22 protein-coding genes and 1 rRNA gene are annotated in these 24978 nt (G+C 33.8%); 14 read left to right on the plus strand and 9 right to left on the minus strand.

Features of this window, described 5'->3' with window-relative positions; genetic code table 11:
* Window positions 1–184: 184 nt before the first annotated feature.
* On the minus strand, window positions 185–1270 hold the full coding sequence (tgt, locus tag AAGD42_RS01105; RefSeq protein WP_341752947.1) for a tRNA guanosine(34) transglycosylase Tgt: 1086 nt from the start codon (window positions 1268–1270) through the stop codon (window positions 185–187).
* Window positions 1271–1556: 286 nt separating this feature from the next.
* Between tgt and AAGD42_RS01110 the strand changes: the two genes are divergently transcribed.
* The 4 genes from AAGD42_RS01110 (at window position 1557) to AAGD42_RS01130 (ending at window position 3913) form a co-directional block, all read left to right on the plus strand.
* Complete coding sequence (locus tag AAGD42_RS01110) at window positions 1557–3056, plus strand: Npt1/Npt2 family nucleotide transporter (protein ID WP_410520938.1); 1500 nt, start codon at window positions 1557–1559, stop codon at window positions 3054–3056.
* Window positions 3057–3373: 317 nt separating this feature from the next.
* Window positions 3374–3526: a Sec-independent protein translocase subunit TatA gene (locus AAGD42_RS01120; RefSeq protein ID WP_341749841.1), complete on the plus strand. Its 153-nt coding sequence runs from the start codon at window positions 3374–3376 to the stop codon at window positions 3524–3526.
* Between the two features lie 25 nt (window positions 3527–3551).
* A complete protein-coding gene (locus tag AAGD42_RS01125) occupies window positions 3552–3740 on the plus strand; it encodes a palindromic element RPE1 domain-containing protein (protein WP_341752949.1) in 189 nt (62 codons plus the stop codon).
* 20 nt (window positions 3741–3760) lie between these two features.
* Window positions 3761–3913, plus strand: a complete 153-nt coding sequence (locus AAGD42_RS01130) for a palindromic element RPE2 domain-containing protein (protein WP_410520939.1) — start codon at window positions 3761–3763, stop codon at window positions 3911–3913.
* On the opposite strand, the gene AAGD42_RS01135 is transcribed toward AAGD42_RS01130, so the two are convergent.
* From AAGD42_RS01135 to AAGD42_RS01155, 4 genes are all read right to left on the minus strand, one after another.
* Entirely contained in the window at window positions 3875–4588 is a 714-nt protein-coding gene (locus tag AAGD42_RS01135; protein ID WP_341752950.1) for a hemerythrin domain-containing protein, read from the minus strand. The genes AAGD42_RS01130 and AAGD42_RS01135 overlap by 39 nt on opposite strands.
* A 593-nt stretch (window positions 4589–5181) precedes the next feature.
* Window positions 5182–6684: ribosomal RNA gene (locus AAGD42_RS01145) — 16S ribosomal RNA — on the minus strand.
* Window positions 6685–6897: 213 nt separating this feature from the next.
* Entirely contained in the window at window positions 6898–8055 is a 1158-nt protein-coding gene (locus tag AAGD42_RS01150) for an FAD-dependent monooxygenase (protein WP_341752951.1), read from the minus strand.
* Window positions 8055–8315 (minus strand): monovalent cation/H+ antiporter complex subunit F, encoded by a 261-nt coding sequence (locus tag AAGD42_RS01155; protein ID WP_341752952.1) that lies wholly within the window; start codon window positions 8313–8315, stop codon window positions 8055–8057. Before AAGD42_RS01155 ends, AAGD42_RS01150 begins: the two co-directional genes overlap by 1 nt.
* Before the next feature lie 105 nt (window positions 8316–8420).
* Between AAGD42_RS01155 and AAGD42_RS01160 the strand changes: the two genes are divergently transcribed.
* Both AAGD42_RS01160 and AAGD42_RS01165 read left to right on the plus strand, forming a co-directional pair.
* Window positions 8421–9422: an NAD(P)/FAD-dependent oxidoreductase gene (locus AAGD42_RS01160; RefSeq protein ID WP_341752953.1), complete on the plus strand. Its 1002-nt coding sequence runs from the start codon at window positions 8421–8423 to the stop codon at window positions 9420–9422.
* Window positions 9422–10297: a bifunctional 5,10-methylenetetrahydrofolate dehydrogenase/5,10-methenyltetrahydrofolate cyclohydrolase gene (locus AAGD42_RS01165; RefSeq protein WP_341752954.1), complete on the plus strand. Its 876-nt coding sequence runs from the start codon at window positions 9422–9424 to the stop codon at window positions 10295–10297. Before AAGD42_RS01160 ends, AAGD42_RS01165 begins: the two co-directional genes overlap by 1 nt.
* A 25-nt stretch (window positions 10298–10322) precedes the next feature.
* Here the strand turns inward: AAGD42_RS01165 and AAGD42_RS01170 are convergent, their stop codons facing one another.
* Window positions 10323–10853, minus strand: coding sequence for an acyloxyacyl hydrolase (locus AAGD42_RS01170; protein WP_341749849.1), 531 nt, complete (start codon window positions 10851–10853; stop codon window positions 10323–10325).
* A 431-nt stretch (window positions 10854–11284) separates the two neighbouring features.
* Between AAGD42_RS01170 and AAGD42_RS01175 the strand changes: the two genes are divergently transcribed.
* From AAGD42_RS01175 to AAGD42_RS01185, 3 genes are all read left to right on the plus strand, one after another.
* Window positions 11285–11407 (plus strand): hypothetical protein, encoded by a 123-nt coding sequence (locus AAGD42_RS01175; RefSeq protein WP_341749850.1) that lies wholly within the window; start codon window positions 11285–11287, stop codon window positions 11405–11407.
* A gap of 128 nt (window positions 11408–11535) precedes the next feature.
* Window positions 11536–11715: a hypothetical protein gene (locus AAGD42_RS01180; protein WP_341752955.1), complete on the plus strand. Its 180-nt coding sequence runs from the start codon at window positions 11536–11538 to the stop codon at window positions 11713–11715.
* 4 nt (window positions 11716–11719) lie between these two features.
* The gene (locus tag AAGD42_RS01185; protein ID WP_341752956.1) at window positions 11720–13792 is read left to right on the plus strand and encodes a tetratricopeptide repeat protein; all 2073 of its coding nucleotides are present in this window, start codon (window positions 11720–11722) and stop codon (window positions 13790–13792) included.
* A gap of 237 nt (window positions 13793–14029) precedes the next feature.
* On the opposite strand, the gene AAGD42_RS01190 is transcribed toward AAGD42_RS01185, so the two are convergent.
* Genes AAGD42_RS01190 through clpB form a run of 3 tightly spaced genes read right to left on the minus strand, consistent with a single transcriptional unit; the run spans window position 14030 to window position 18456 of the window.
* The gene (locus tag AAGD42_RS01190; protein ID WP_410520952.1) at window positions 14030–14800 is read right to left on the minus strand and encodes a TatD family hydrolase; all 771 of its coding nucleotides are present in this window, start codon (window positions 14798–14800) and stop codon (window positions 14030–14032) included.
* A 53-nt stretch (window positions 14801–14853) separates the two neighbouring features.
* Window positions 14854–15861, minus strand: coding sequence for a mitochondrial fission ELM1 family protein (locus AAGD42_RS01195; protein WP_341752957.1), 1008 nt, complete (start codon window positions 15859–15861; stop codon window positions 14854–14856).
* Between the two features lie 15 nt (window positions 15862–15876).
* Window positions 15877–18456 (minus strand): ATP-dependent chaperone ClpB, encoded by a 2580-nt coding sequence (gene clpB / locus AAGD42_RS01200; protein ID WP_341752958.1) that lies wholly within the window; start codon window positions 18454–18456, stop codon window positions 15877–15879.
* Window positions 18457–18948: 492 nt separating this feature from the next.
* On the opposite strand from clpB, the gene yidC reads away from it, so the two are divergent.
* The 5 genes from yidC (at window position 18949) to AAGD42_RS01225 (ending at window position 24977) form a co-directional block, all read left to right on the plus strand.
* Window positions 18949–20640 (plus strand): membrane protein insertase YidC, encoded by a 1692-nt coding sequence (gene yidC / locus AAGD42_RS01205; protein WP_341752959.1) that lies wholly within the window; start codon window positions 18949–18951, stop codon window positions 20638–20640.
* Entirely contained in the window at window positions 20630–21238 is a 609-nt protein-coding gene (gene yihA, locus AAGD42_RS01210) for a ribosome biogenesis GTP-binding protein YihA/YsxC (RefSeq protein ID WP_094648607.1), read from the plus strand. The genes yidC and yihA overlap by 11 nt, the downstream gene beginning before the upstream one ends.
* Window positions 21192–22118, plus strand: coding sequence for an acetylglutamate kinase (locus AAGD42_RS01215; RefSeq protein WP_341752960.1), 927 nt, complete (start codon window positions 21192–21194; stop codon window positions 22116–22118). Before yihA ends, AAGD42_RS01215 begins: the two co-directional genes overlap by 47 nt.
* A gap of 129 nt (window positions 22119–22247) precedes the next feature.
* On the plus strand, window positions 22248–22535 hold the full coding sequence (locus AAGD42_RS01220) for a VirB3 family type IV secretion system protein (RefSeq protein ID WP_341749661.1): 288 nt from the start codon (window positions 22248–22250) through the stop codon (window positions 22533–22535).
* Between the two features lie 27 nt (window positions 22536–22562).
* The gene (locus AAGD42_RS01225; protein ID WP_341753359.1) at window positions 22563–24977 is read left to right on the plus strand and encodes a VirB4 family type IV secretion/conjugal transfer ATPase; all 2415 of its coding nucleotides are present in this window, start codon (window positions 22563–22565) and stop codon (window positions 24975–24977) included.
* Window position 24978: the final 1 nt, after the last annotated feature.

Here is a 24978-nt window from a genome sequence, read left to right on the forward strand (position 1 = left end):
TTCAAATATCTATACCATGCAAAATTATCCCTGATAACTAATAGACCTCTTGCATAACCTAAAGATAATTGAAGAATTTTTAGGAAAAACGAAGTCGAGTACCGCAGCGTACTAAGATGTACGTGAGGAACGGAGACGAGTTTTGACAACAAAATTACCAATTAGATTAGGTTATGCAAGAGGTCTAATGCATAAAATCAAAGTCTTTTCCTTGTTGAATATATTGCCTTATTCTTGACATTAATTCTTGGAAATACACCAAATTATGCCAAGTCATAAGTACTGCTCCTAAAATCTCTTGGCTCTTTACCAAATGATGCAAGTAAGCTTTATTATAATCCTTACATGTTGGGCATGGGCAATCATATTCAAGCGGCTCCTGATCATCCTTATACTGACTATTGCGAATATTTACTACACCATGTTTGGTGAAAGCTTGACCATTTCGACCAGAACGCATTGGAATAACACAATCAAACATATCTATTCCCCTGGCAACTGCCCCAATAATATCATCTGGTTTACCAACTCCCATAAGGTATCTTGGCTTATATTCAGGTAATAAATCTGGAGCATAATCTAACACTTTAAACATTATTTCTTGTCCCTCACCTACTGCCAGCCCTCCAATAGCATAACCTTCAAAATCTAATTCTACCAAATTCTTTGCTGACTCGGCACGCAATTCCTGATAGATATTTCCCTGTACAATACCAAATTGACCATAACCTTCTCTTTGAACAAATGCTTTTCTCGATCGAACTCCCCATCTAGATGTTAATTCCATAGATGATTTTGCTTGCTCAAATGTTGCCGGATATGGGGTACATTCATCAAACGCCATGGTAATGGTACTATCTAGAAGATATTGGATCTCTGTTGCCCGCTCAGGAGTTAACATATGCTTACTACCATCAATATGCGAGTTAAAAATTACCCCTTCTTCTGTAATCTTACGTAATTTTGATAGGGACATTACCTGAAAACCACCTGAGTCGGTAAGTACAGGCTTTGACCAATTCATAAATTTACGTAAACCGCCAAACTTGGCAACTCTTTCAGCCCCTGGTTGTAACATTAAATGATAAGTATTACCAAGTATTATATCAGCTCCGGTAGATTCAACTGCTTCTGGTAACATGGCTTTTACCGTACCTTTCGTGCCAACCGGCATAAAAGCTGGGGTACGTATTTGACCATGCTTAGTAGTTATAATACCAGTTCTGGCTTTTTTATGTTGAGATTGTAAATCAAATGAAAATTTTTGCACTGCTAATTTACCTAAATCAATTTACACATATATCCAACCCTATTGCTCTCCCCCTATACAAAGTATTACTAATTGGTATAGCAATTTTTGATTTTTTATACAAGATAAATCTAAATAGCTTGACATATGAAGGTTAATAATATATAAGTTCCTAACCTGTATATTTTGTACAAATAATCCTTAAGCAATTAAGGAAGAACTCTTGAATATTTTCAACTCATTAAAAGATCATTCTTTAAGTTGATACATGCATTGAGTTTTTTTTTTGTCTTAGGGAACCCTTATTATGACTAGTATACAGTCAAATTCATTTAGCAGCAAATTCAGAACTATCTTTTGGCCTATCCATAATCATGAACTTGGAAAATTCATACCGATGTGTGGTTTGATGTTCTGTGTCTTATTTAACCAAAATATATTAAGAATTTTAAAAGATAGTATTTTAATTTCAGAGATTAGTGCTGAAGTAGTAAGTTTCACTAAAGTTTATTGTGTAACACCTGCAGCAGCTCTATTCGTTATAATCTATGCTAAGATGCTTAATCATTATAGTTTTGAAAAGATTTATGGCTATTTAATTACCTTTTTTATTAGTTTCTTTATTGTTTTTGCTTTCATCATTTATCCTAATGTCCATATTTTCCACATTAATCCAAATTCGCTGGAACAAATTATGGGGAATTATCCTCATTTAAAATGGTATATAGCTTTAATTGGTAATTGGAGTTATGTAGTTTTTTATACATTATCTGAGCTTTGGCCCAATATCTTTTATGTTTTACTGTTTTGGCAGTTTGCTAATGAGCTTACTACAACAGAAGAAGCAAAAAGGTTTTACACTCTTTTTTCATTATTTGGTAATTCTGCTTTAATATTTGTTGGCTTTTTGATGTCAAACTTATCATCTGCTAACACTATAGCTAAGTATTTTTTTACCGTACCGGACAATAAAACTATATTGGTAAAAATATCAACAAGTTTCGTGGTAGTTGCAGCTGTTATATCATATTTACTTGTAAGATTTATTAGCAAAAATGTTTTTACCAATCCAACATTTTACGCAAAGGCTAAAGCTGCTAGATCGACTAAAGATGGAATGGGATTAATCGAAAGTTTTAGATATATCATAAGATCAAAATATTTATGGTTAATGCTAATTTGCTCTGCTGCTTTTGGTTTATCAATGAATTTGGTAGAAGTAGTATGGAAAGCAAAAATAAAAGAATTATACCCCACTGTTAATAGTTATGCAGAATTTAATAGCCTTTATATTCTTTGGACTGGTGTTACTATCATGATAATGACTATAATAGGCAACAATATAATGCGTAGTCATAGCTGGTTTGTTGCGGCTGTAATTTCGCCAATTATCATGATGGTTACTGGTACATTATTCTTTATTTTAATCGTGTTTGACCACCAAGTATTGTCTCTATTTGACAGTGCTATTCTTATGACACCACTGGCTCTTGCGGTATCAATTGGGGCTTTACAGAACATTCTAGTGAAAGGTACTAAATATTCAATTTGGGACACCTCTAAAGAGATGCTATATATCCCTCTAGACAAGGAGCTAAAAACCAAAGGTAAAGCAGCTGTTGACGTTATTAGCTCAAAAGTTGGTAAATCTTCGAGCGGATTAATACAGTCAGTTATTTTCACATTAGTACCAACAGCAACTTTTAGCTCTATTTCACCATTTTTAATGGTAGTATTTATCGTTGTTTGTATTGCCTGGATTTACTCGGTAAGAAAAATATACTTTGAATATAAGAAAATTGTCTAACCTATAGCTAACCCGACTAATATTATACCAAATTCACGCACCAAAAAGGTGAGCGTTCACAGAAAAAAAGTTAAAGTACAAGACGTCTATTAACGAGAAGGCGTGAGCATAGTACTACAGTTGTAAATTAATTTATGCTGAGGAATTTGAAGAAGACGTGGAGCACAAAACCGCAGTATACTCAGATGTACGTAAGAATTTGAGTACTGGATCGACGCACAAATTATCAGAAGAAATTAATTTACAACTGTAGTACTATGCTCTGTGAACAAAATTTGCTATAGTAACTTTAACTTAAAACTTACAAAATTGATATTATGGGAATGAGCTTCAGTCACTTATTAGTGATCTTATTAATTATCTTAGTATTGTTTGGTGCTGGTAAATTGCCTCAAGTAATGTCAGATCTTGCTAAAGGTCTTAAAGCTTTTAAGGAAGGAATAAAAGATGATAAGAAGAAAGATGAATAACGTTAATGACATTGCCTAAAAACAGTTGATAAGATGTCCAAATATTTTAAAAGATAATAATAGACCTCTTGCAAAACTCGCTTATGCGCAAGGATTTGAAGGAGACGCTTCACCTCGAACCGCAGCGTACTCAAATGTACGTGAGGATTCGAGTACCGCATCATTGTCCAAATTACCAGCAGAAGTAGAGTTTTGCAGGAGGTCTAATATATAAATATAGTCAATTCAGGGGAATTGGGTAGCAGGAACGATGGAGCGACGCCTATAAGTAATAGGCGAGCGACGAGTGACGACGTCACCAACTTCCCATCAATTGACTATAGAAAACCACAACATCTTACTGGTAGTCTAAGAAATATCAACAAGTTCTGCACTGTCTACAATTAAGGGTAAGTCAAACTCAATGGCAAAAATAGATTTCTCATCAGCAGTGAAACAGCCTTCTAAGACTAATGTACGCTTCCAAATTTCAAAAAACAGTTCAGGTGAACAAGCTTCTTTAATATCTTGTAAATAAGTGTGCTTTTCAAGAAAATTTAAAACCAGGAAGAAGCTCGAACTATCTAATAAAACATGTTTAGGCAGACCTTTATAACTATCTATGGTAACCTGCTGCAGCTCTTTATCAGAATAAAGCTTCCATAATTCAGGCATTAATATGTTTTCTTCTTGATAAAAATGCAGAAGATTGTGAGACAAAAACTGATCATATGAGGAGCAGATATGGCGACCCTGTACAACCCGTTCTTCATCATCCACTGTTTTTATTGCAGTTTCAAAAAGCCCCTGAAAGGTCATCAACTCATCTTGCTGGTTGAAATGTTCTTGTTTAACGTGCTTATGCACGGTTGATCCTTTTTTATCAAACAGTGGGGTAAAATATTTTTCTTCTTTTTGTGCATGCATTTTTAGATCAAATACAATATTATCAAAAGAATCTTTAATACTAGTTACAGCTACTATTTTTTGAAAATCTATTTTACCTAGCTTTTCTCCAAACTGGCACAGCTCCCTACGAATGAACTTATGTACGCTTCTATACAAATCATACCTTATTTTCATTTTATTATACTTCTTAACTAAATTAGAAGATTATATTTTAACATAATACCGATCCCGTTGCAATTTTTTGCATGAATATTCAGCATTGCCCCACAACTATTAGTATGTGAACACTGCGTATCTTGAATAACGACAACACAATTCTTGATTTTTTATCTGAGTATACTCAAATTATATCATGATACTTTACAAATTTTCCTAACTTGGGAAAAACCAGTCTATGATGTATACCCGATGAAAACCAAGAATAGACCTCTTGCATAACCTAATCTAATTGGTAATTTTGTTGTCAAAACTCGTCTCCGTTCTTCACGTACATTTAAGTACGCTGCGGTACTCGACTTCGTTTTTCCTAAAAATTCCTCAATTATCTTTAGGTTATACAAGAGGTCATAATACACAAATTATGACCTGGCAAAAATAATTAATATCACTTTATTAGAGATTAGCAGGTTAATTATAACATGTACAGGGAAAAACTTAAAGAAAGAGCTGTTTTTAAAAATTTGATAAACAATCAGTTAAAGGTAGTGACAGCGAAAGTCGAACTTAGGCAAATATTACAAAAGTAATACTTGCTATATTAAGTCTTTAAAGGAGGTAATCCAGCCGCAGGTTCCCCTACGGCTACCTTGTTACGACTTCACCCCAGTCGCTAATTTTACCGTGGTTGGCTGCCTCTTACGTTAGCTCACCACCTTCAGGTAAAACCAACTCCCATGGCGTGACGGGCAGTGTGTACAAGGCCCGAGAACGTATTCACCGCGGCATGCTGATCCGCGATTACTAGCGATTCCAACTTCATGTTCTCGAGTTGCAGAGAACAATCCGAACTGAGATATCTTTTAGGGATTTGCTCCACGTCACCGTCTTGCTTCCCTCTGTAGATACCATTGTAGCACGCGTGTAGCCCAACCCATAAGGGCCATGATGACTTGACATCGTCCCCACCTTCCTCCGGCTTATCACCGGCAGTTTCCTTATAGTTCCCGGCATTACCCGCTGGCAAATAAGAATGAGGGTTGCGCTCGTTGCGGGACTTAACCCAACATCTCACGACACGAGCTGACGACAGCCATGCAACACCTGTGTGTGGTCCAGCCGAACTGAAGAGATGCATCTCTGCTTCCCGCGACCACCATGTCAAGGGTTGGTAAGGTTTTTCGCGTAACATCGAATTAAACCGCATGCTCCACCGCTTGTGCGAGCCCCCGTCAATTCCTTTGAGTTTTAATCTTGCGACCGTACTCCCCAGGCGGAGTGCTTAATGCGTTAGCTACGAAACCGAAAGAATTTCTCCCGATATCTAGCACTCATCGTTTACGGCGTGGACTACCAGGGTATCTAATCCTGTTTGCTCCCCACGCTTTCGTGCATCAGCGTCAGTTGTAGCCTAGATGACCGCCTTCGCCACCGGTGTTCCTCCTAATATCTAAGAATTTCACCTCTACACTAGGAATTCCATCATCCCCTACTACACTCTAGATTAGTAGTTTTGAAAGCAGTTCCGAGGTTAAGCCTCGGGCTTTCACTTCCAACTTACTAAACCGCCTACGCACTCTTTACGCCCAGTAATTCCGAACAACGCTAGCCCCCTCCGTCTTACCGCGGCTGCTGGCACGGAGTTAGCCGGGGCTTTCTTGGTCAGGTACCGTCATTATCTTCCCTGCTGAAAAGGGCTTTACAACCCTAAGGCCTTCGTCACCCACTCGGTATTGCTGGATCAGGCTTTCGCCCATTGTCCAATATTCCCCACTGCTGCCTCCCGTAGGAGTCTGGGCCGTGTCTCAGTCCCAGTGTGGCTGATCATCCTCTCAGACCAGCTACAGATCGTTGGCTTGGTAGACCATTACCCTACCAACTACCTAATCTGACGCGGGCTCATCCATCAGCGATAAATCTTTCCTCCGAAGAGAATATACGGTATTAGCATCTATTTCTAAATGTTATTCCGTACTGATGGGTAGATTCCCACGTGTTACTCACCCGTTTGCTACTAACTAATTTAGAGCAAGCCCTAAATTAATCCGTTCAACTTGCATGTGTTAAGCATACCGAAAGCGTTCGTTCTGAGCCAGGATCAAACTCTCAAGTTTGATTCTGTCTACTTTTTATTCAAAAAATTGACAGGTTTAATTTATCACTTTAAGTGATAAGTACATTTTGCTGTCACTACCTATATCTGATTATTTACTTTTAAAAACAGCTTACGAGTTGATGAATAATCATCTTTTCGTGGGATAATCATATGCAAAATCTACTATGCTGTCAACTGCTATTTTGATTTTTTTTACAATAACCTTCTAATTTTAAAGATTAAACCTTTTACCCATGGCATATTGTTTTAACAAATTCTTAATCGGCTCTATATTATCAATAGCTTTAAGCCCTAAACGTCTTAGGTACCATAAGGGTTTTGAATGATTTGAGAAAATACTATTTAGACTCTCAGTAATCATGTACATATTACAATTATCATTTTGTCTTAATTTTTGATATCGTTCCAGCCCCCCTACATTTATACCGCTATTTGCAACTAACCCAGTTAAAGTCTCAATATCTTTGATGCCCTGATTTAAGCCTTGACCAGCTAGCGGATGAATTACGTGTGCACTATCTGCCACTACTACTATCTTATTATGAAAATATTTACTAGTTACACGAGCTTTTAAAGGAAAAGAACTAATATCACTATCCACCGCAATAGCTCCTAGAGAATTGCCACAATTTCTACCTACCAAATACTCAAACTCTTCGCTCGGCAAACTGGTCAATAACGTAGCCTGCTCTTGGCTGGTAGTCCATACTATCGATGAGGTTTTTTGATCCTTGAGAGGCAAAATGGCAAAAGGACCAGATGGCATAAAATGTTCAATAGCACAATTTTCATGATTTTTCTCATGCCTAATATTAAATGTCAAGGCAGTTTGATTATATGATTTTTCTATTTTATTGAAGAAATAATATTGACGGGCTTTAGAATTATGCCCATCACAAACAATCAACAAGTCACTATTTATAGTTTTCTGATTATCTAAATAGATGATCGAATGATCAGCTTTACTATCGATCTTTTGATAACCACACTGATCAATTATGTTGATCAATGAGTTTTTTTTAACATTTTCTAGTAATATTCGCTTAAAATCACTATTTTTTACTATATAACCTAATGCATCATTACCTTTGATATTTGGCAAACACAACATTTCTGGTGCCTTATTATCCACAACATAAATTTCCAGCATTTTGCCAGCTATTGGCTCAATCTCAGACCAAACACTAATAGTTTCTAAAAACCGTGAAGAAGCAGGAGTTAAGGCAGTAGTCCTGATATCAGCACAAAAGCTACTAGAGTTTATTGATTGACACTCAAGGATCGTAGTTTTAATATTCTTCCCGGCAAATGATAATGCCGTAAGCATACCACTTAAACCACAACCTAATATTACTATTTCTTTTTTCATTACATTACGTTATTAGACTGACCAATAAAATACTTTAAATATGCTCCGCTTGCTATAAAGCTTAACAGAAAATAAATCAGAGCAATATCTAAATAACAATTATTCATTTTAAATGCCCCAAGGAAACAAATGAATAAAGTCATTATACTAGTTAAACTATTCAGCACTAAGAGTTTTACAAAAATATTTCCATTTTTAAGCAATAAATAAATCATTAAAGCAACGAACAAAATGTTGATGACTAAATAAAAATTTATCATAGACCTATTTAAATTAAACTGATTAGTTGATTATTTGTCCATTCTAACATAATATCCTGGTATCACTAAGAGTTTTACGATTTTTTATTTATAAAATTTTATTTTATGCACAATACTGATATTATAATAATTGGAGCAGGACCAGTTGGGTTATTTGCTATTTTCCAAGCTGGGATACTTGGTATGCGTTGCCATGTTGTTGACTCACAGGAAATAATAGGCGGGCAATGTAGTATACTTTATCCAGAAAAGCCGATATACGACATACCAGCCTACCCTAAAATTATGGCAGAAGAGTTAATAGAACAATTGGCATTACAAGCTAAACCGTTTAATCCGGTCTACCATCTCAATCAGCAAGTTATACAATTAAAAAAAGAAGATGACTATTTCCAAATCACCACTTCTAAAAATGTCACAATAGCTGCTAAAGCTATTATTATTGCTGCTGGCTGTGGTTCTTTTGGACCTAACAGACCTCCACTAGCTGGTATAGAAGCATTTGAAGGAAAATCAGTATTTTATTTTATCAATAACCGCAATAGTTTGGCTAACAAAGAAATAGTCATAGCTGGTGGTGGAGATTCGGCTGTAGATTGGGCAATATCACTCTGCGAAATTGCTAAAAAAATATATTTAGTACATCGGCGTGAGAAATTTCGAGCAGCTCCTGAAACTATAAGGCAACTCAAAGAATTAGCCGATAATGGTAAAATTGAATTGGTAATTAATTATCAACTAGAACATTTAGTAGGAAAAGATGGCATCTTAGAAGCCGTTGGAGTAAAGGATTTTGAGGAAAATATTCGCACCTTACCGGCAAATATATTACTGCCATTTTTTGGACTTACCCAAGAACTTGGTCCGATAAAAAATTGGGGATTAAATATTAAAACTAATCATATAATTGTCGAGCCTGGTTATTTTGAAACGAATATTCCTGGTATCTATGCAATTGGTGATATTGCTAGTTATCCAGCAAAATTAAAATTAATTCTTAGTGGTTTTGCAGAAGCAGCCAGTAGTTTACATCATGCCTATAGTAGGGTATTTGAAGGTAAAGCCTTACATTTTGAATATTCAACTACCAAAGGAGTGTATAAATAGTGAAAGAACACGGTAATATAATCAATGGTAGATATTTTGCAGACCAGATATTATATAAACTAAAGATAGAGATTAATTCACTCAAGGAACGGTTTAAGTTGGTACCAACTCTTGCTATTATACTAGTGGGTGATAATCCAGCTAGTAGTATATATGTAAGAAATAAGCTCAAAGCAGCAACAAAAATTGGTATGAATGCTTTGCAAATCAATTTGCCGAATGAAGTTCAAATTGACCATCTACTGAATGAAATCAATATACTTAATAATAATTCAAATATCTCGGGGATTATTGTACAACTTCCCTTACCTAAGCATATCAATAAAAATTTAATCTTATCTGCTATTGATCCTAGCAAAGATGTTGATGGTTTTCACCCTATAAATGTTGGTTATCTACATAGTAACTCAGGTAATGGCTTTATACCTTGCACAGCTCTTGGCTGCATTGAGTTACTTAAACAAGTTGAGAAAGATTTAGCTGGCAAGAATGCTGTAGTTATAGGACGTTCTAATATTGTAGGAAAACCATTGTCAGCTTTATTAGTTAGAGAAAATTGTACTGTTACTTTATGTCACTCAAAAACTCAAAACCTAAAAGCTATAACTTCCCGTGCTGACATAGTAATATCTGCTATCGGTTCTCCTTTGATATTAACAGAAGAATATTTTAATCCCCATTCTATAGTGATTGACGTTGGTATTAGTAAACTTGCCCATAGTGACAAAATGGTCGGAGACGTTGATTTTGCCAATGTTGTCGATAAAGTACGATATATATCACCAGTCCCAGGCGGTGTTGGACCAATGACGGTTGCTTTTTTGCTCAAGAACACACTTAAAGCAGCAAAACAACCTCATATAGCTAACTTGTAAAACAAAACAGATGCAACAGAACCACTTAAAATTTAAAACCATACCGTATGCCTAAATTAGTTAGACCGGCATTAGGTTTTACGATATCAGCATTAGAGATATGGTCAAGAATTAATGTAATTGCATGTATTTCATTAAGTTTTACACCAAAACTAACACTTTCTCTAAATAAAAGCCTTGATCCTAAGGGACGCTTTCTTAAGGCTCGTTGTTTCTCTGATTTTTTCAATTCACCATTATGAATCGCCCCTCCAAAGCTTAGCTCACAAAATATAGATTCCATCATATCAAAATGCCAAGTAAGCCCAGTATAAGCACTACTTGCATATTTACTATTGTTAATATCTACGCCTATATGAGGATAGCCACGCAAAAATTCGTATTCTTCACCAAAAAGATATTCTAAATTAACGTCGTATCCTTTCTCATAACGGTGTTTTAACCTAACATTTATGTCGTGTTTTAGTATTCCTATTCTTATTTCATCAGCTAGAACTCTTTGCCCAGTTAAACAAAAAGAAATACTAAAAAAAATTACTAATATTAAACGATTCATAGTACACCACAAATTTAAAAAAAGATTAGAGATAGAATTTAAATGAATGCACTTTTATTCATAAATATCCAGCTATTCAACAAGAGTATATTATATACTTCCTGCATAAGTCAAAGATAGCCCAGAAATCCTTAGGAAAAACGCCGGCTACCTCCCCGCATACATAAACGATTGTTACGGAACGGAGACAAGTTTCGACGCCAGAATTCCAGCTAGATTGACTTATGCTAGGTAAGCCTTATGAACAAAGAGTCACTACAACGTGTAGTATACATATTTTTAGATTTGTATCCAGCACTAATTTGTATGATTCATAGAGATTGTTTCAATTATAAGATAATGGTATGGATATGCCTTATATGCAGAATGAGACGCAGATGCTAATCTTCTAGGATAGGAAATGAATCCTAAACAACAATAAGGAGACCTATATGGAAGTTATCACAATTGATATAGATATTGCAAAAAGAATTTTTCAAATTCACGGTATAGATAAAAATGGTAAGACAATATTAAAGTGTAGAAGTCAAGATTTGATCTTACAGACACCATAAATTAACTTATTAGATTGTCAGATAAATTTTGATTGTAAAATAGGTTGCAGTCATGTTAATCTTATAGAGACCCCACTAAGTAAAAATAATAATGTAATTTTTCTGAAACCATTCACTAGGAGCAAAAAATGAATAAATATTTTATAATATTAATATTAGTAATAATGCCCCTTAATTCATTAGCTCAACAAATATCTATATCTAATTTTGTTGCACCAGTTACTTATTTTATCGATCATACTAAACAACTAAAACTACTCAAACATAATTTAGATAAATATCGACAAGCAAGTAATTATAGGAACTAGTGGTATGGGGAAAACCCAACTTGCCAGAATGTACTCTCATGAGAATCAAAATAATTATAAACTCATATGGTTTATTGACTGTAATTTAGATATTAATCAAGAGTTTCTAAAGCTAGCTCAAGCTATTAATAGTACTGCTAAATCTAATCTAGTATCAGAAGATATGAGGTTAGTACAACAAGAAGTAATAATCTATTTATCGAATCAAGATAAATGGTTATTGATATTTGATAATCTGAAAGTCAGTGAAAATAAAAAAGTTCAAGAATTTGTTGATTGGGAAAATAACGGGCATGTTATATTTTGTTCCCAAGATAGTGAAAGATTACCTAATATAATTAAAATGACTGCCTTTGAAAAAAGTGATGCTATTACACTTGCTAATAATATTCTAAAAAATCACGATCCCAAATTAGCAGAGTTCTTGAAAAAAGAATTTGTTGGTTACCCTATCTTAATAGTACAAGGAGCCCAATTATTAAATCAAATTCAAGATTTAGATAGGGAAGAGTATAAGAAAAAAATCCAACTATCAAAAGACAGAATTAAATCGAACATTATATTAACTATCAATCAATTAAAACCAAGTGCTAGAAAATTATTAAATAAAATCGCCTTAATAAATAATCAAAGTTTTTCAAAAGACTTACTAAGTTTTATTACTGATGATCCAAGTACCATAAACGATGATATTTATCAATTGTCTAAATTTGCCTTAATATCTAATATTGACCATAATGACACTAATCCGATCTTTGAAATGCACGATGTTATTGCTCAGAAAATAGCTGAGATTAATTGTAGCGAGGGTAATAAAGCTTATTTAGAGGATATCATTACCAAATTAATAAATTGTATACCAAAAAGTGTATTACAAGCTCGCATTTTTAGAAATGCTAAAACTATCCAAGAAAATCTTGAGATAATTTTAAAAAATTCAGAGAAATATAATTCAAATATATATAAACTTATGGAGCTTAATTTTCAAATAATGCTTCAATATCATAATTCTCTTGATTATTATAATGCAGAAAAAAAGGTTAATTGGTTTAATAAGGCTGATCAGGAAGGAAAATTTAATTTATGGTCGATGAATAATGATGAAAAATGTGCATATGCAAGGTATGTGCAAGCAATAGGTGGGTATTATAGAGGTTATTCTAATTATAAGATGGCAATAAAATATTTTATAAGAGCAAAAGAAATATTTGAGAATTTAAAAGGTTATGAATCTAGAAAATGGAATTTATTGTATCATTTAACAATATCTAATATTGCACTAGGACAGGCTCAAGAAGCAGAAAAAAATATTCAAATTATGGAACAAATATTTAATGAAGATTTAATGGATAAAAATAACATAGGCTATATGCATAATATAAAAACAAAATTATTATTTATACAAGGAAAATATATTGAATCATTAGAAAACATTAATAAAGTTATAGAAATATCAATTAAAAACGGACTAGCTCTTGATGACAAGCTACTTATAAATCCTTATTTATCTAAAGTAGAAATATTGAATTATCTTGAAAAATACCCAGAAGCATATGCCACAGCTGAGCATTTATATAACATGTGTAAATCCTCTGAAAAAGAGGCTCTTGAAATATTAGGTCGTATTTACACCCAAATAGCAAGTAGTGAATTAGGGCTAGGTAAACTAGACCAGGCCTCAGAACATGTTAACCAGGCTATCTCCATATTCTTAGCCAATGAGCATAAAAATCCAAAATACGCAGATTATTCGGAAGATCCGGATTTAGCAGCAAGTTATGTAATCCAAGGTAATATTTTATTTGCTCAAGATAACATAAAAGCAGCTATAGAATCCTACAAGAAGGCTTATAGCATATATCATTATTTATATAGGGATAATCGTAAAAATGTGGCTCAAGTTAGTTACTTATATAGTCAAGGAGCTAAAGCGGCATGTAAAGCAAAAGACTTGCATAGTTATAAATTCTTTGGTAAATCGCAAGTAAAGGAGTTTGGCATAAATTATCCTAATACTGTATCTATGTTTGAGTATTGTAAACAATATGATATGGATTTATGGGCAAAAGAAAACTAGGCTCTGTGAACAAAATTTTAATTGTTTAGATTTTGAGTATTTTTAAGCGAAAATTAATAAGATTTTTGCCGGAATAGTTAGTTCTATTTCAAAAAAATCTTATAATTTGCAGCTAAAAAGAGTCGAAATCTAGTAATTTAAATTTTGTTCACAGAGCCTAGGTTAGGTGTATACTCAAATGACAAGGTATCAACAAGAACGATTAATTCTTAATTTTTAGCATTTTTGACGGAGGGGTTATATAAGAAGATGTGTTTTAGTAAATAAAGATATAAAATTTGTGGTAGTAGCATTTGCTAATGTTTCTAGGTTTGTTTCTTTTATTTCAGCTATTTTTTCTGCTACATATTTGACAAAAGCTGGTTCATTTTGTTTGCCACGCATCGGAACAGGGGCAAGATAAGGAGAATCTGTTTCAATTAATAACCGGTCTAGTGGAATATAACGTACTATATCCTGTAAAGCAGTAGCGTTTTTAAAGGTTACAATTCCAGCAATCGATATATACATACCAAGGTCAAGCATTTTTTTTGCTAAATGCTTTGAAGCGGTAAAGCAATGAATAAGACCGTGAAACGCGGTATTTTGCATTTCGCTACTTAAAATATCAATAGTATCTTGTTCCGCCTCTCTTGTATGGACTATAATTGGCAAGCCGGTACTTTGAGATGCCTGTATATGTTGCCCAAAAGAACTAATTTGTTGATGTTTGTCTGATGTCTGGTAATAATAATCTAGACCAGTTTCACCAATGCCAATAATTTTCGGATGATTACAATATTCCATAATAGTTTCGCACGAGACAATTTCCTTCACTTCATTGGGGTGAACTCCACACGAAGCAAAAATATTACCGTATCTTACGGCTATTTCTAAAATATCCGGCAATTCCTCAATGGTAGTACATATAGTCTGCATGTACTTAACATTATTGTTCTCAGCTCTGCTTATTATGGCTGATAAATCTTCTTTTAACATGTTAAGGTGACAATGAGAATCAATTAATATATTTCCTGCATAAGCCAGGCTAGTTGGTGATTTTGTCGTCGAATTACGGAACATCATTTTATCCAATTTTTTGTAATTATGATATTAGCAATTTTTTCTACTTCATTAAGAGGGGCATAATTATAGTTTTCAAGCTGAATTACAGATTTGTCTAGTATTTTAGCTATTCCTAATTCTAGCAAATTTTGTGTAAATGCTAGATGTTTAGGTGATTTAAAATTACTAGGACAGAATATATAAAGAGGTTTACCAGTGGAAGCTGCCTCACTACACATAGAAATCGAATCAGCAGTAGAAATTATGTAATCTGCCTGTGCCAACATACCAAAATAAGGGTTAGGTTTAGCTTCTTCCTCTGTTGGGTCGTAAATAATAGCCGATGAAGGTACCTTATTTTTGATAATTTGTTTTGCTGAATTAGGAGTACGTCGACTAAAGCTAATAAACAAGGTATGTTTTTCATCTTGATTTTTAGTAAGATTAGATAATATTGCAGCAAATTCTCGAGCATTTTCATCGGTAAATTGATAATTTTTGCTATTACCACCAATAATTACCGATATAAACTGCTTAAGGTCTGGATAATTTTTGCGTAACTCAATACCGCCAGCCTGTATTTTTGCTTGAACATTATTAAGAGCTCCAGTAATTCTCAATATATTCTTGTCATTCGTGCATAGTTCTTCCCTGCTAACCTTATCATGATGCGGTAAAATAATTATATCAAATTGCTTAAATGGTAGATTAGGGTGCATAATTTGAACAATTTTTACTTTACCAGCAGATTTATGTTTTAAATAGCTCGCTAAAGAAGCGGTTCTTCTCCCAGCAGAAATTATTAACTCAGGGAAGCCTTCCATTTCCCACGATTGTAACAGCTGCTTTTTTACATGGATAGGGCTAAGGGCTAGTAAAAAATTTGGTAATTTACCCCAAAAATTATATTCAATAGGTTTTAATTGATAACCAAGACCAAGCTTTTCTGCTAAAGCTATAGCTTGATTGACATTACCCACCCTGCTGTCAGCTAATACCCAAATCTTGGGTTTAATATTATGCATTTTTCATAATTATTATTAAGTTATAACTTTATCAATAGCTAATTCACTATTTATTGATTTTATATTTACAATATCACCACTACCGATACTATTAGAAAGAATCATTTTGGCGAAATTATTCTGTAATTCTCGTTGAATAACTCTTTTCAATGGTCTAGCACCAAACATTGAATCATAACCTTTATCAGCCAGGTAATTTATTGCCGATTGATCAAATTGCAATGTAATATTTTGTTGTGAAAGAATTTCTTTCAAATTAACTAGTTGTATTTTGACAATATCATGTATGTCAGCACGAGTTAGTTTATGGAATAGAATAATCTCATCTAGCCTATTTAAGAACTCAGGTTTAAATACTGCTCGTACATATTGCATTACTTGTTCTTTAATTGCATCTTGGTCATCATCTTGCTGTTGATTAATAAGTATTTCAGCCCCAAGGTTGGAAGTAAGAACAATGATGGTATTTTTAAAATCAACGGTTATTCCTTGACTATCAGTTAGACGCCCTTCATCCAAAATTTGTAACATGATATTGAAAACATCCGTATGGGCTTTTTCTACCTCATCAAATAAAATAACTTGATAAGGTCTCCTACGTACTGCTTCTGTTAAAACTCCTCCCTGCTCATAACCAACATAGCCTGGAGGAGCCCCAATCAAACGTGATATAGAGTGTTTTTCCATATATTCAGACATATCAATTCTGAGGATGGCATTACGATTGTCAAATAAAAAAAGTGCCAAAGCTTTGGTTAGTTCCGTTTTACCAACACCAGTTGGACCTAAGAATAAAAACGATCCAAGTGGTCTATTATGATCCTGTATTCCAGCACGAGAACGACGCACAGCATCGCTGACTCCTTTTATAGCTTCATCTTGACCGATTACCGATTGACGTAGTTTATCTTCCATCGCTAATAACTTCTCACGTTCGCTTGATAGCATTGTGTCAATCGGTATACCAGTAATTTTGGAAATAATTATAGCTATATCGTTTTCTGATACAACTTCTTTTGATAATTTGTTATTTCCCCCTTCTATTGCTTGTTGTAGTTTCTTAGTCAAATCAGGAATAATACCATATTTCAGCTCGCTAGCTCGGGCAAGATCACTACTTCTTTCTGCTCTTTCAAGTTCTAAACGAGCTTTTTCTAGCTCTTCTTTTAATTTTTGTTCAATATGTATTTTGGATTTTTCAGCTTGCCAGCTAGCATTCATATCGTAAGAACGAGATTCAAGTTTAGTTAATTCGTCTGTTAATTGGATAATTTTCTTTTTTGAATATTCATCATCTTCTTTTTTTAGAGCTGCTAGCTCAATTTTTATTTGAATGATACGACGATCAAGCTCATCTAATTCTTCCGGTTTGCTAGATAATTCTATTTTTAGCCGACTACATGCTTCATCGATTAAATCAATAGCTTTATCTGGTAAATAACGATCGGTAATATATCTGTTAGATAGAGTGCTAGCGGCAACTATAGCACTATCAGCAATTCTTACTCCATGATGTAATTCGTATTTGTCCTTAATACCACGCAGAATCGAAATAGTATCTTCTACTGTTGGTTCACTAACGTAAACTGCTTGAAATCTTCTGGCAAGAGCGGTATCTTTCTCGATATATTTACGATATTCATCTAAAGTCGTAGCACCGATACAATGGAGCTCTCCTCTAGCAAGCATTGGCTTTAGTAAATTTGATGCATCCATGGCTCCGTCTGTCTTACCAGTTCCTACTAAAAGATGTAGCTCATCAATAAATAAAATAATCTCCCCACTAGAGTGCTTAATCTCATTTAATACAGCTTTTAGTCGTTCTTCGAATTCACCACGATATTTAGCCCCAGCAATTAAAGCTCCCATATCAAGTTCAATGATTCGACAATTTGCTAGAGTTTCTGGAATATCATAGCTAAATATTCTTTGGGCTAACCCTTCTATTATGGCTGTTTTACCAACTCCTGGCTCTCCTATTAGTACAGGGTTATTTTTCATTCTTCTCGACAAAACTTGCACGGTTCTTCTAATTTCTTCATCTCTACCGATGATTGGATCAAGTTTACCAAGTTCTGCTAGCTCGGTTACATCTCTACCATATTTTTTTAGGGCGTCATAACTACTTTCAGAAGAATTATTATCTGCTGTCTTACCTTTTCTTAACTGTAGAATTGCTGCGTTTATTTTTTTATTAGTTATTGCATTCTCTGATAAAATCTTACCAGCAGAGGTTTTATCATATGATAATGCCTCAAAAATTCTCTCAATAGTTATAAAACTATCGGCATTATTCTTTGCAAGCTCTAATGCTTTATCAAGTAATTTTAGTGCTTCTGATGATAAGTAAAGTTGTCCTCCTCCCTCTATTTGCACTTTTGGGATTTTGTTTAATTCTACGGTTATAGCTCTATTCAAATCATCGAAGCTAGTACCTAAAGTATTAATAAGATTATCAATAACTCCACTATCATCGTTTAATAAACTCGCCAATATGTGTAATGGCAATATTTGCTGATGATCATTTTTTGCTGCTATGCTTTGGGCATTAGACAATACAGATTTTGCGTGGGTAGTAAATTTATCTATGTTCATTGCCATAACCTCATAAATTTTAAATTAACTCAAAGTTTATTATAGCCAACCCGATTAGTATTACTCCGTCATTGCGAGACCACGCAAGTAGGTCGCGGCAATCCACACTTATTGGATTGCTTCGGAGGCGTAAGCCTCCTCGCAATGACGTTTTAGTTTCCACCGTCATTGCGAGCGAACATATGTGAGCGTGGCAATCCATGAAACTTGTTATATGGATTGCTTCATCGACCTTTGTTCTCCTCGCAATGACGTTAGTTTGTTATGAGCTATACTATAAATATATCATAATATTTTCTTCCACTAAGTCTTTAATATATAATTAATGGTGAATAATAATACAAGAGATGCTGGTATATTAAATCAATAAATCAAATTTCTTGATTAATTTACTTAAATCTTATAGAACTCATAGGAGTAGTATAATGAAAACCCTGAATTTAGGGTATTCCATTTTATTTTATATAATATAAATTATTTTTTAGATCGGTAATGAATCATAACATAGTTAATTTAGCAGCTGCAATTGTCTTGTCCCTTGGGATTATTTTTGGATGGCAATATTTTTATGATAAACCAAGATTACAAAAATTAGAACAGCAAAATAAAATATATAACAAGCAAGTTCAAGAGTTAAAGAAAAAGAATACTCAAGTAGCAATCCCTAAAGAAGTTGAATCACCTATTTCTACCAAGAGAATTCGGATAAACTCAGAGCTACTTTCTGGATCGATTGCTTTAAAAGGACTTCGGTTTGATGATTTAATTTTGTTGAAATATAAGCAAGATTTATCACCAGACAGTAAACCTGTTGTGTTATTTGCCCATTCTCAGTCAGAAGAAGCCTATTTTGCTGAAATAGGCTGGTTTAACAAGGATAGTAGTATTATTCTTCCTGATAGTGAAACTCTTTGGCAGACTGATAATGATCAGTTAACGCCTACAAAACCTGTAAATTTATCATGGATCAACAAAGATGGGATTAAATTTTTGATTACTATAAGCATGGATAGTAATTATTTATTTACCATAGATCAAACTACGGTAAATGATAGTAATCAACCAGTCTCAGTGCAATATTATGGACTAATTAACCGTAAATATACTGGCTGCAAAGAGAAATTGGTTAATCTCCATCAAGGACCAATTGGTGTTATTGATGGTAGACTTAAAGAATATTCTTTTGACGATTTAAAAGATAAGAAAACTGAAAAATTTTTGCAAGGCGTTGTTGATTGGGTTGGTATAACAGATAAATATTGGCTAGCTTCCTTAATTCCAGATAAAGCTAATATGTATAGCTCTAACTTCAATTACGCAATAAAGAACGGTGTTGAAAAATATCAGGTTGATTTCATCTCCTCAACTCACACTATAGAAGTAGGACAAAAACTCACTATATCGCAAAGATTATTTGCTGGAGCAAAGAAAGTTGACTTATTAGACAAATACGAAAAGCAATATAATATTAAATTATTTGACCGGGCTATTGATTTTGGTTGGTTTTATATAATCACTAAACCACTCTTTAATGTTATGAATTTTTTCTATCATTACGTTGGTAATTTCGGGGTTAGTATCTTGATCGTAACTGTTATTATAAAATTACTAATGTTTACTTTGGCTAATAAACAATATCGTGCTATGAAAAGAATGAAGAATCTTCAGCCAGAAGCAGAGAGAATTAGGGCGTTATATGCTGATGATAAAATGAGACTTAACCAAGAAGTTATGGCTTTGTACAAAAGAGAGAAGATTAACCCCCTCGCTGGTTGTCTGCCGCTTATTGTAATAGTCCCAGTATCTTTCTCAATTTATAAAGTGTTATACGTAACTATTGAGATGCGTCAAGCACCATTTTTTGGTTGGATAAAAGATTTATCTGCTCCTGATCCAACATCAATTTTTAATTTGTTCGGACTACTGCCATTTGCTTGTCCAAGCTTCCTAATGATTGGTGCATGGCCTATTCTCATGGCTCTTACTATGTTCTTATTGCAAAGGATGACTCCACAACAGTCAGCCGATCCAATTCAAGCACAAGTACTGAAATTTATGCCTCTAGTTCTTTTAGTAATGTTTAGTAGTGCTCCAGTGGGAGTAGTGATTTATTGGTCTTGGAATAATATTTTATCGATAATTCAGCAATATTACATTAATAAGCTAGATAAGAATGTCGGTTGATAAGGTTACAAAACTATTCCGGCAAGAGGTAAAATTTATAGCTGGTGTGGCAAAAATAAATCAGTTCCCTAATACATCTGTACCAGAGATTGCCTTTGTTGGTAAATCAAATGTTGGTAAGTCGAGTTTGATTAATAGTATCTGTAATAATTCAAGTATTGCTAAGGTTTCTAATACTCCTGGTCGCACTAGGCAAATAAATTTTTTCTCCCTTATCGATAGACTTATTTTAGTTGATCTTCCTGGATATGGCTTTGCTGAAGTGCCAATATATATCAAACAACAGTGGGAAGTATTAATAACATACTATCTCAGAATGAGTGTAAATCTCAAATTAGTAAATTTGTTGATTGATGCCAGAAGAGGAGTAAAGCAAAATGATATGGAAATTGCTAAATTGTTACTTTCTTGCAATAAAGATTTCCAAATTGTTTTCACAAAGTCAGATAAGGTAACAGATAAAGAAAACCTAACGGCGACAGCACAGAATTTTCTTGCAACTTTAGGCTACTCCTGTAATGTAATTTATACAAGTAGTAGGAGTAAAGAAGGTGCAAAAGAATTGCAGTTTAGTTTGGCAAAATGCATTAAATTATAAAGATAAGGAAGATAAAGGCTTTTCAGATATCAAAGATACTGCTTTAATTAAAGATATAATAAGACGTAGTAGTGAAGTTAGAGATCAAGTTATGGTATTTAAGCTACCGTCATTAATTATTGATGATGACAAATTATTGACGAGTTTTGCAGAAGTAATACAGTTGCTTGATAGTTGTGGCATCAAAATCTTTATAGTGCATGATCATACTAATTTGGTAAATGATACGCTGAAATTATTTGGCTGTGATCAAAAATTTATCGATAATATTAAGGTAGCGGATTATAAAAGCTCACAAATTATGGAAATGGTTTTGTCCGGATATATTAATAAGCGTATAGTTTCCAAGCTCTGTAGTTTAGGTTGTTATGCTATTGGTATTTCTTGCAAAGATGCTAATCTTATTCAAGCTAAGAAATCAAAATTATTGCATAAAAGAGACACTAATAAAGATGTAATAGATATTGGGTTTATTAGTGAACCAGTTATAGTAAACCCTGAGATTTTAATAAATTTTGAAGATAGTAATATTATTCCGGTTATATCACCAGTAGCTAGTGATGAAAAAGGTAATACACATCTACTTGATGTAAATATGACCGCCTCGATAATTGCGTCCTCATTAGATGCAGATCATTTAGTATTATTATATGATGGGGTAGAATTTACCGGGGGGAAATATATGCGTGTACAGGATGTTGATGTATTGAAAGAAATGCTGAATGAAGCTGTTGATCCTAAAAAAGTTGATTTGATTGGGACAGCTTTAAGTGCTATTCAAAATAATACCGATTGCGTGCATTTTCTCGATGCAGCTTTCCCTGATTCTATATTATTAAGCATGTTTACAAGTAAAGAACGTGAGTTACCAATTGTATAAAAATATGTGGGCAAAAAAATAAGTAATATCACAAAAATAGTGAAAACAGCTATTAGTGGAGCATAAAAATCTGTTATATTTATAGATATAACTGAATTTGGGTTAATTAGAGTTAAAGAGGGGTAATTTATGTCAGGTAGTTTAGTATCAGATCCGTTATTTGTTGGTTTAACAAGACCGGCAATGATCTTTGGGGTAAGTATAAAGTTTGCAGCACTTAATATGATCATATCTATGTCGTTATTTATTCAAAGTAATAGTATTATGAATTTACTTGTTGCTTTTATAATTCATATGATAGGGTATGTAATATGTTTTAAAGAACCAAGATTTATAGAATTGTTGTTAAATAAATCTTCTAAATGTAGTCAGTGTCCTAATAAATCATTCTATGGAGCGAACTCATACGGTATTTAAAAGAACAGTATAAAATGACAAAAAATGATAAAATTATCTGTAACAAAAACAGCAAAAGAATCGAGTTCTAGGAAAGAAAAACCTACTTCTCACTTTATTCCTTATAAGTGCCATTGGGATAGTAATACTATCCTAACCAAAAATAATGAATTATTACAAGTAGTAAAGATAGGGGGGTTTTCCTTTGAAACAGCTGATGATGAAGATTTAGATATTAAAAAAAATATCAGGAATTCGTTACTTAAAAATATGTCATCAGGCAATATTGTGATGTATTTCCATACGATCAGAAGGCGTAGACCAGTAATTTTTGATGAGATTGAATATACCTATGACCCTACCATAAAAGTACCTAATGATTTCACAACTTATTTATCAAATGAATGGCGTAAGAAACATGCGGGTTCTAAGTCGTTTTTTAATGAGTTGTATGTTAGTATTCTTTATAGACCAGATAAAGCTGGAGCGGCTGTAATCGAGTACTTCATTAAGAAGCTAATGCAAAAGTCTAATAAATCGGCTTGGGAAAATGACATGCGAGAAATGCAGGAAAGTCTTCGAGAAATGTCCTCAAGAGTAGTTAATACATTCCATAGTTACGGTGCCAGGCTACTTGGTGTACGCAAATCTAGTAGTGGTTATTGCTGTGATATTATGGAGTTTTTAGGCACTCTGGTAAATTGTGGTTCTTCAATGCAAATGGTTGTTCCCAGAAACTCAATAGACCAATATCTTCCAACCCATAGATTGTTTTTTGGTTCTAGATCTATAGAAGCACGTGGTCCAGCGGGCAGGAGATATGCTGGTATACTAAGTATTTTAGAATATGGGCCATCCACATCGGCTGGAATTTTTGATGGCTTTTTACAAATGCCCTTTGAATTTGTTATGACTCAGAGTTTTATTTTTGCTAATAGAACAGTGGCAATTAATAAAATGCAACTACAACAAAATAGGATGATTCAAGCAGATGATAAGGCTGTATCACAAGTTGCCGAAATTTCTCGAGCACTTGATATGGCTACCAGTGGTGATATTGGTTTTGGAGAACACCATTTTTCACTTCTCTGCTCTGATAGTAATTTAAAATCTCTTGAAGATACTTTATCTATGGCTTCTGTTGAACTATCCAATTCTGGAATTCAACCTGTTAGAGAAAAAATTAATATGGAACCGAGTTATTGGGGACAGCTTCCTGGGAATATGGATTATATAGTAAGAGGTTCGACTATCAATACTTTAAACATGGCTAGTTTTGCATCTATGCATAATTATCCATTAGGTAAGGTTTTTAATAATCACTGGGGAGAATATGTGACTGTACTCGATACTACTTCGGGTACTCCGTTTTATTTCAGTTTTCATGTTAGGGACGTTGGGCATAGTTTGATTATTGGTCCAACTGGAGCTGGTAAAACAGTGCTAATGAATTTTTTATGTGCCCAAGCACAAAAATTTAAACCGAGAATGTTCTTTTTTGATAAAGCTCACGGTGCTGAAATATTTATTAGATCACTTAATGGGGTTTATACCACAATTGATCCGGGGGGAGAATGTAACTTTAATCCCTTGCAACTTGATGATACTGGAGAAAATAGAGCCTTTATATTAGAGTGGCTTAAAGTATTGGTTACTTCTAATGGAGAATCGGTATCATCAGAAGATAATAAGACTTTATCACAAGCAGTAAGTGGTAATTTTAAGCTGGAGAAGAAAGATAGAAGATTAAAAAATGTTGTAGCATTTTTGGGTATAGATGGTCCTAATAGTTTGGCAGGTAGGATTGCTATGTGGGTTGGGAGAGGTTCGTATGCCAGAATATTTGATAATCAGACAGATAATATTGATTTACAGAAAGCTCGAGTATTTGGTTTTGATATGACTGAATTATTAAAGGATCCAGTTAGTCTTGCTCCTGTATTACTATATATCTTCCATAGAATTAGTATTTCTTTAGATGGTCAAAGAACTATGATAGTTCTTGATGAGGCATGGGCTTTGATTGATAATCCAGTATTTGCCCCCAAAATTAAGGAGTGGCTAAAAGTTTTGCGTAAGTTAAATACTTTTGTAATTTTTGCTACCCAAAGTGTTGAAGATGCAGCTAAAAGCAGAATTAGTGATACTCTGATTCAACAAACTGCGACACAAATATTCTTACCAAATCTTAAGGCAACCGATATTTATCGTAGTGCCTTTATGCTTAGTCAACGTGAATATATTTTAATAAAAACTACAGATCCAACATCGCGTTATTTTTTAATAAAACAGGGAGTAGATGCGCTTGTTGCTAAAATAAGTTTAGATGGTATGAATGATATTATTAATGTTCTGTCTGGTCGGGTTGAAACAGTGTTATTGTTGAATCGGATTAGAGGGCAATATGGTGATGATCCTGAAAAATGGTTGCCTATATTTTATGAGGAAGTAAAGTCACTTTAGT

Origin of the sequence: Candidatus Tisiphia endosymbiont of Dioctria linearis, assembly GCF_964026545.1 — a bacterium.
Lineage (GTDB): Bacteria > Pseudomonadota > Alphaproteobacteria > Rickettsiales > Rickettsiaceae > Tisiphia.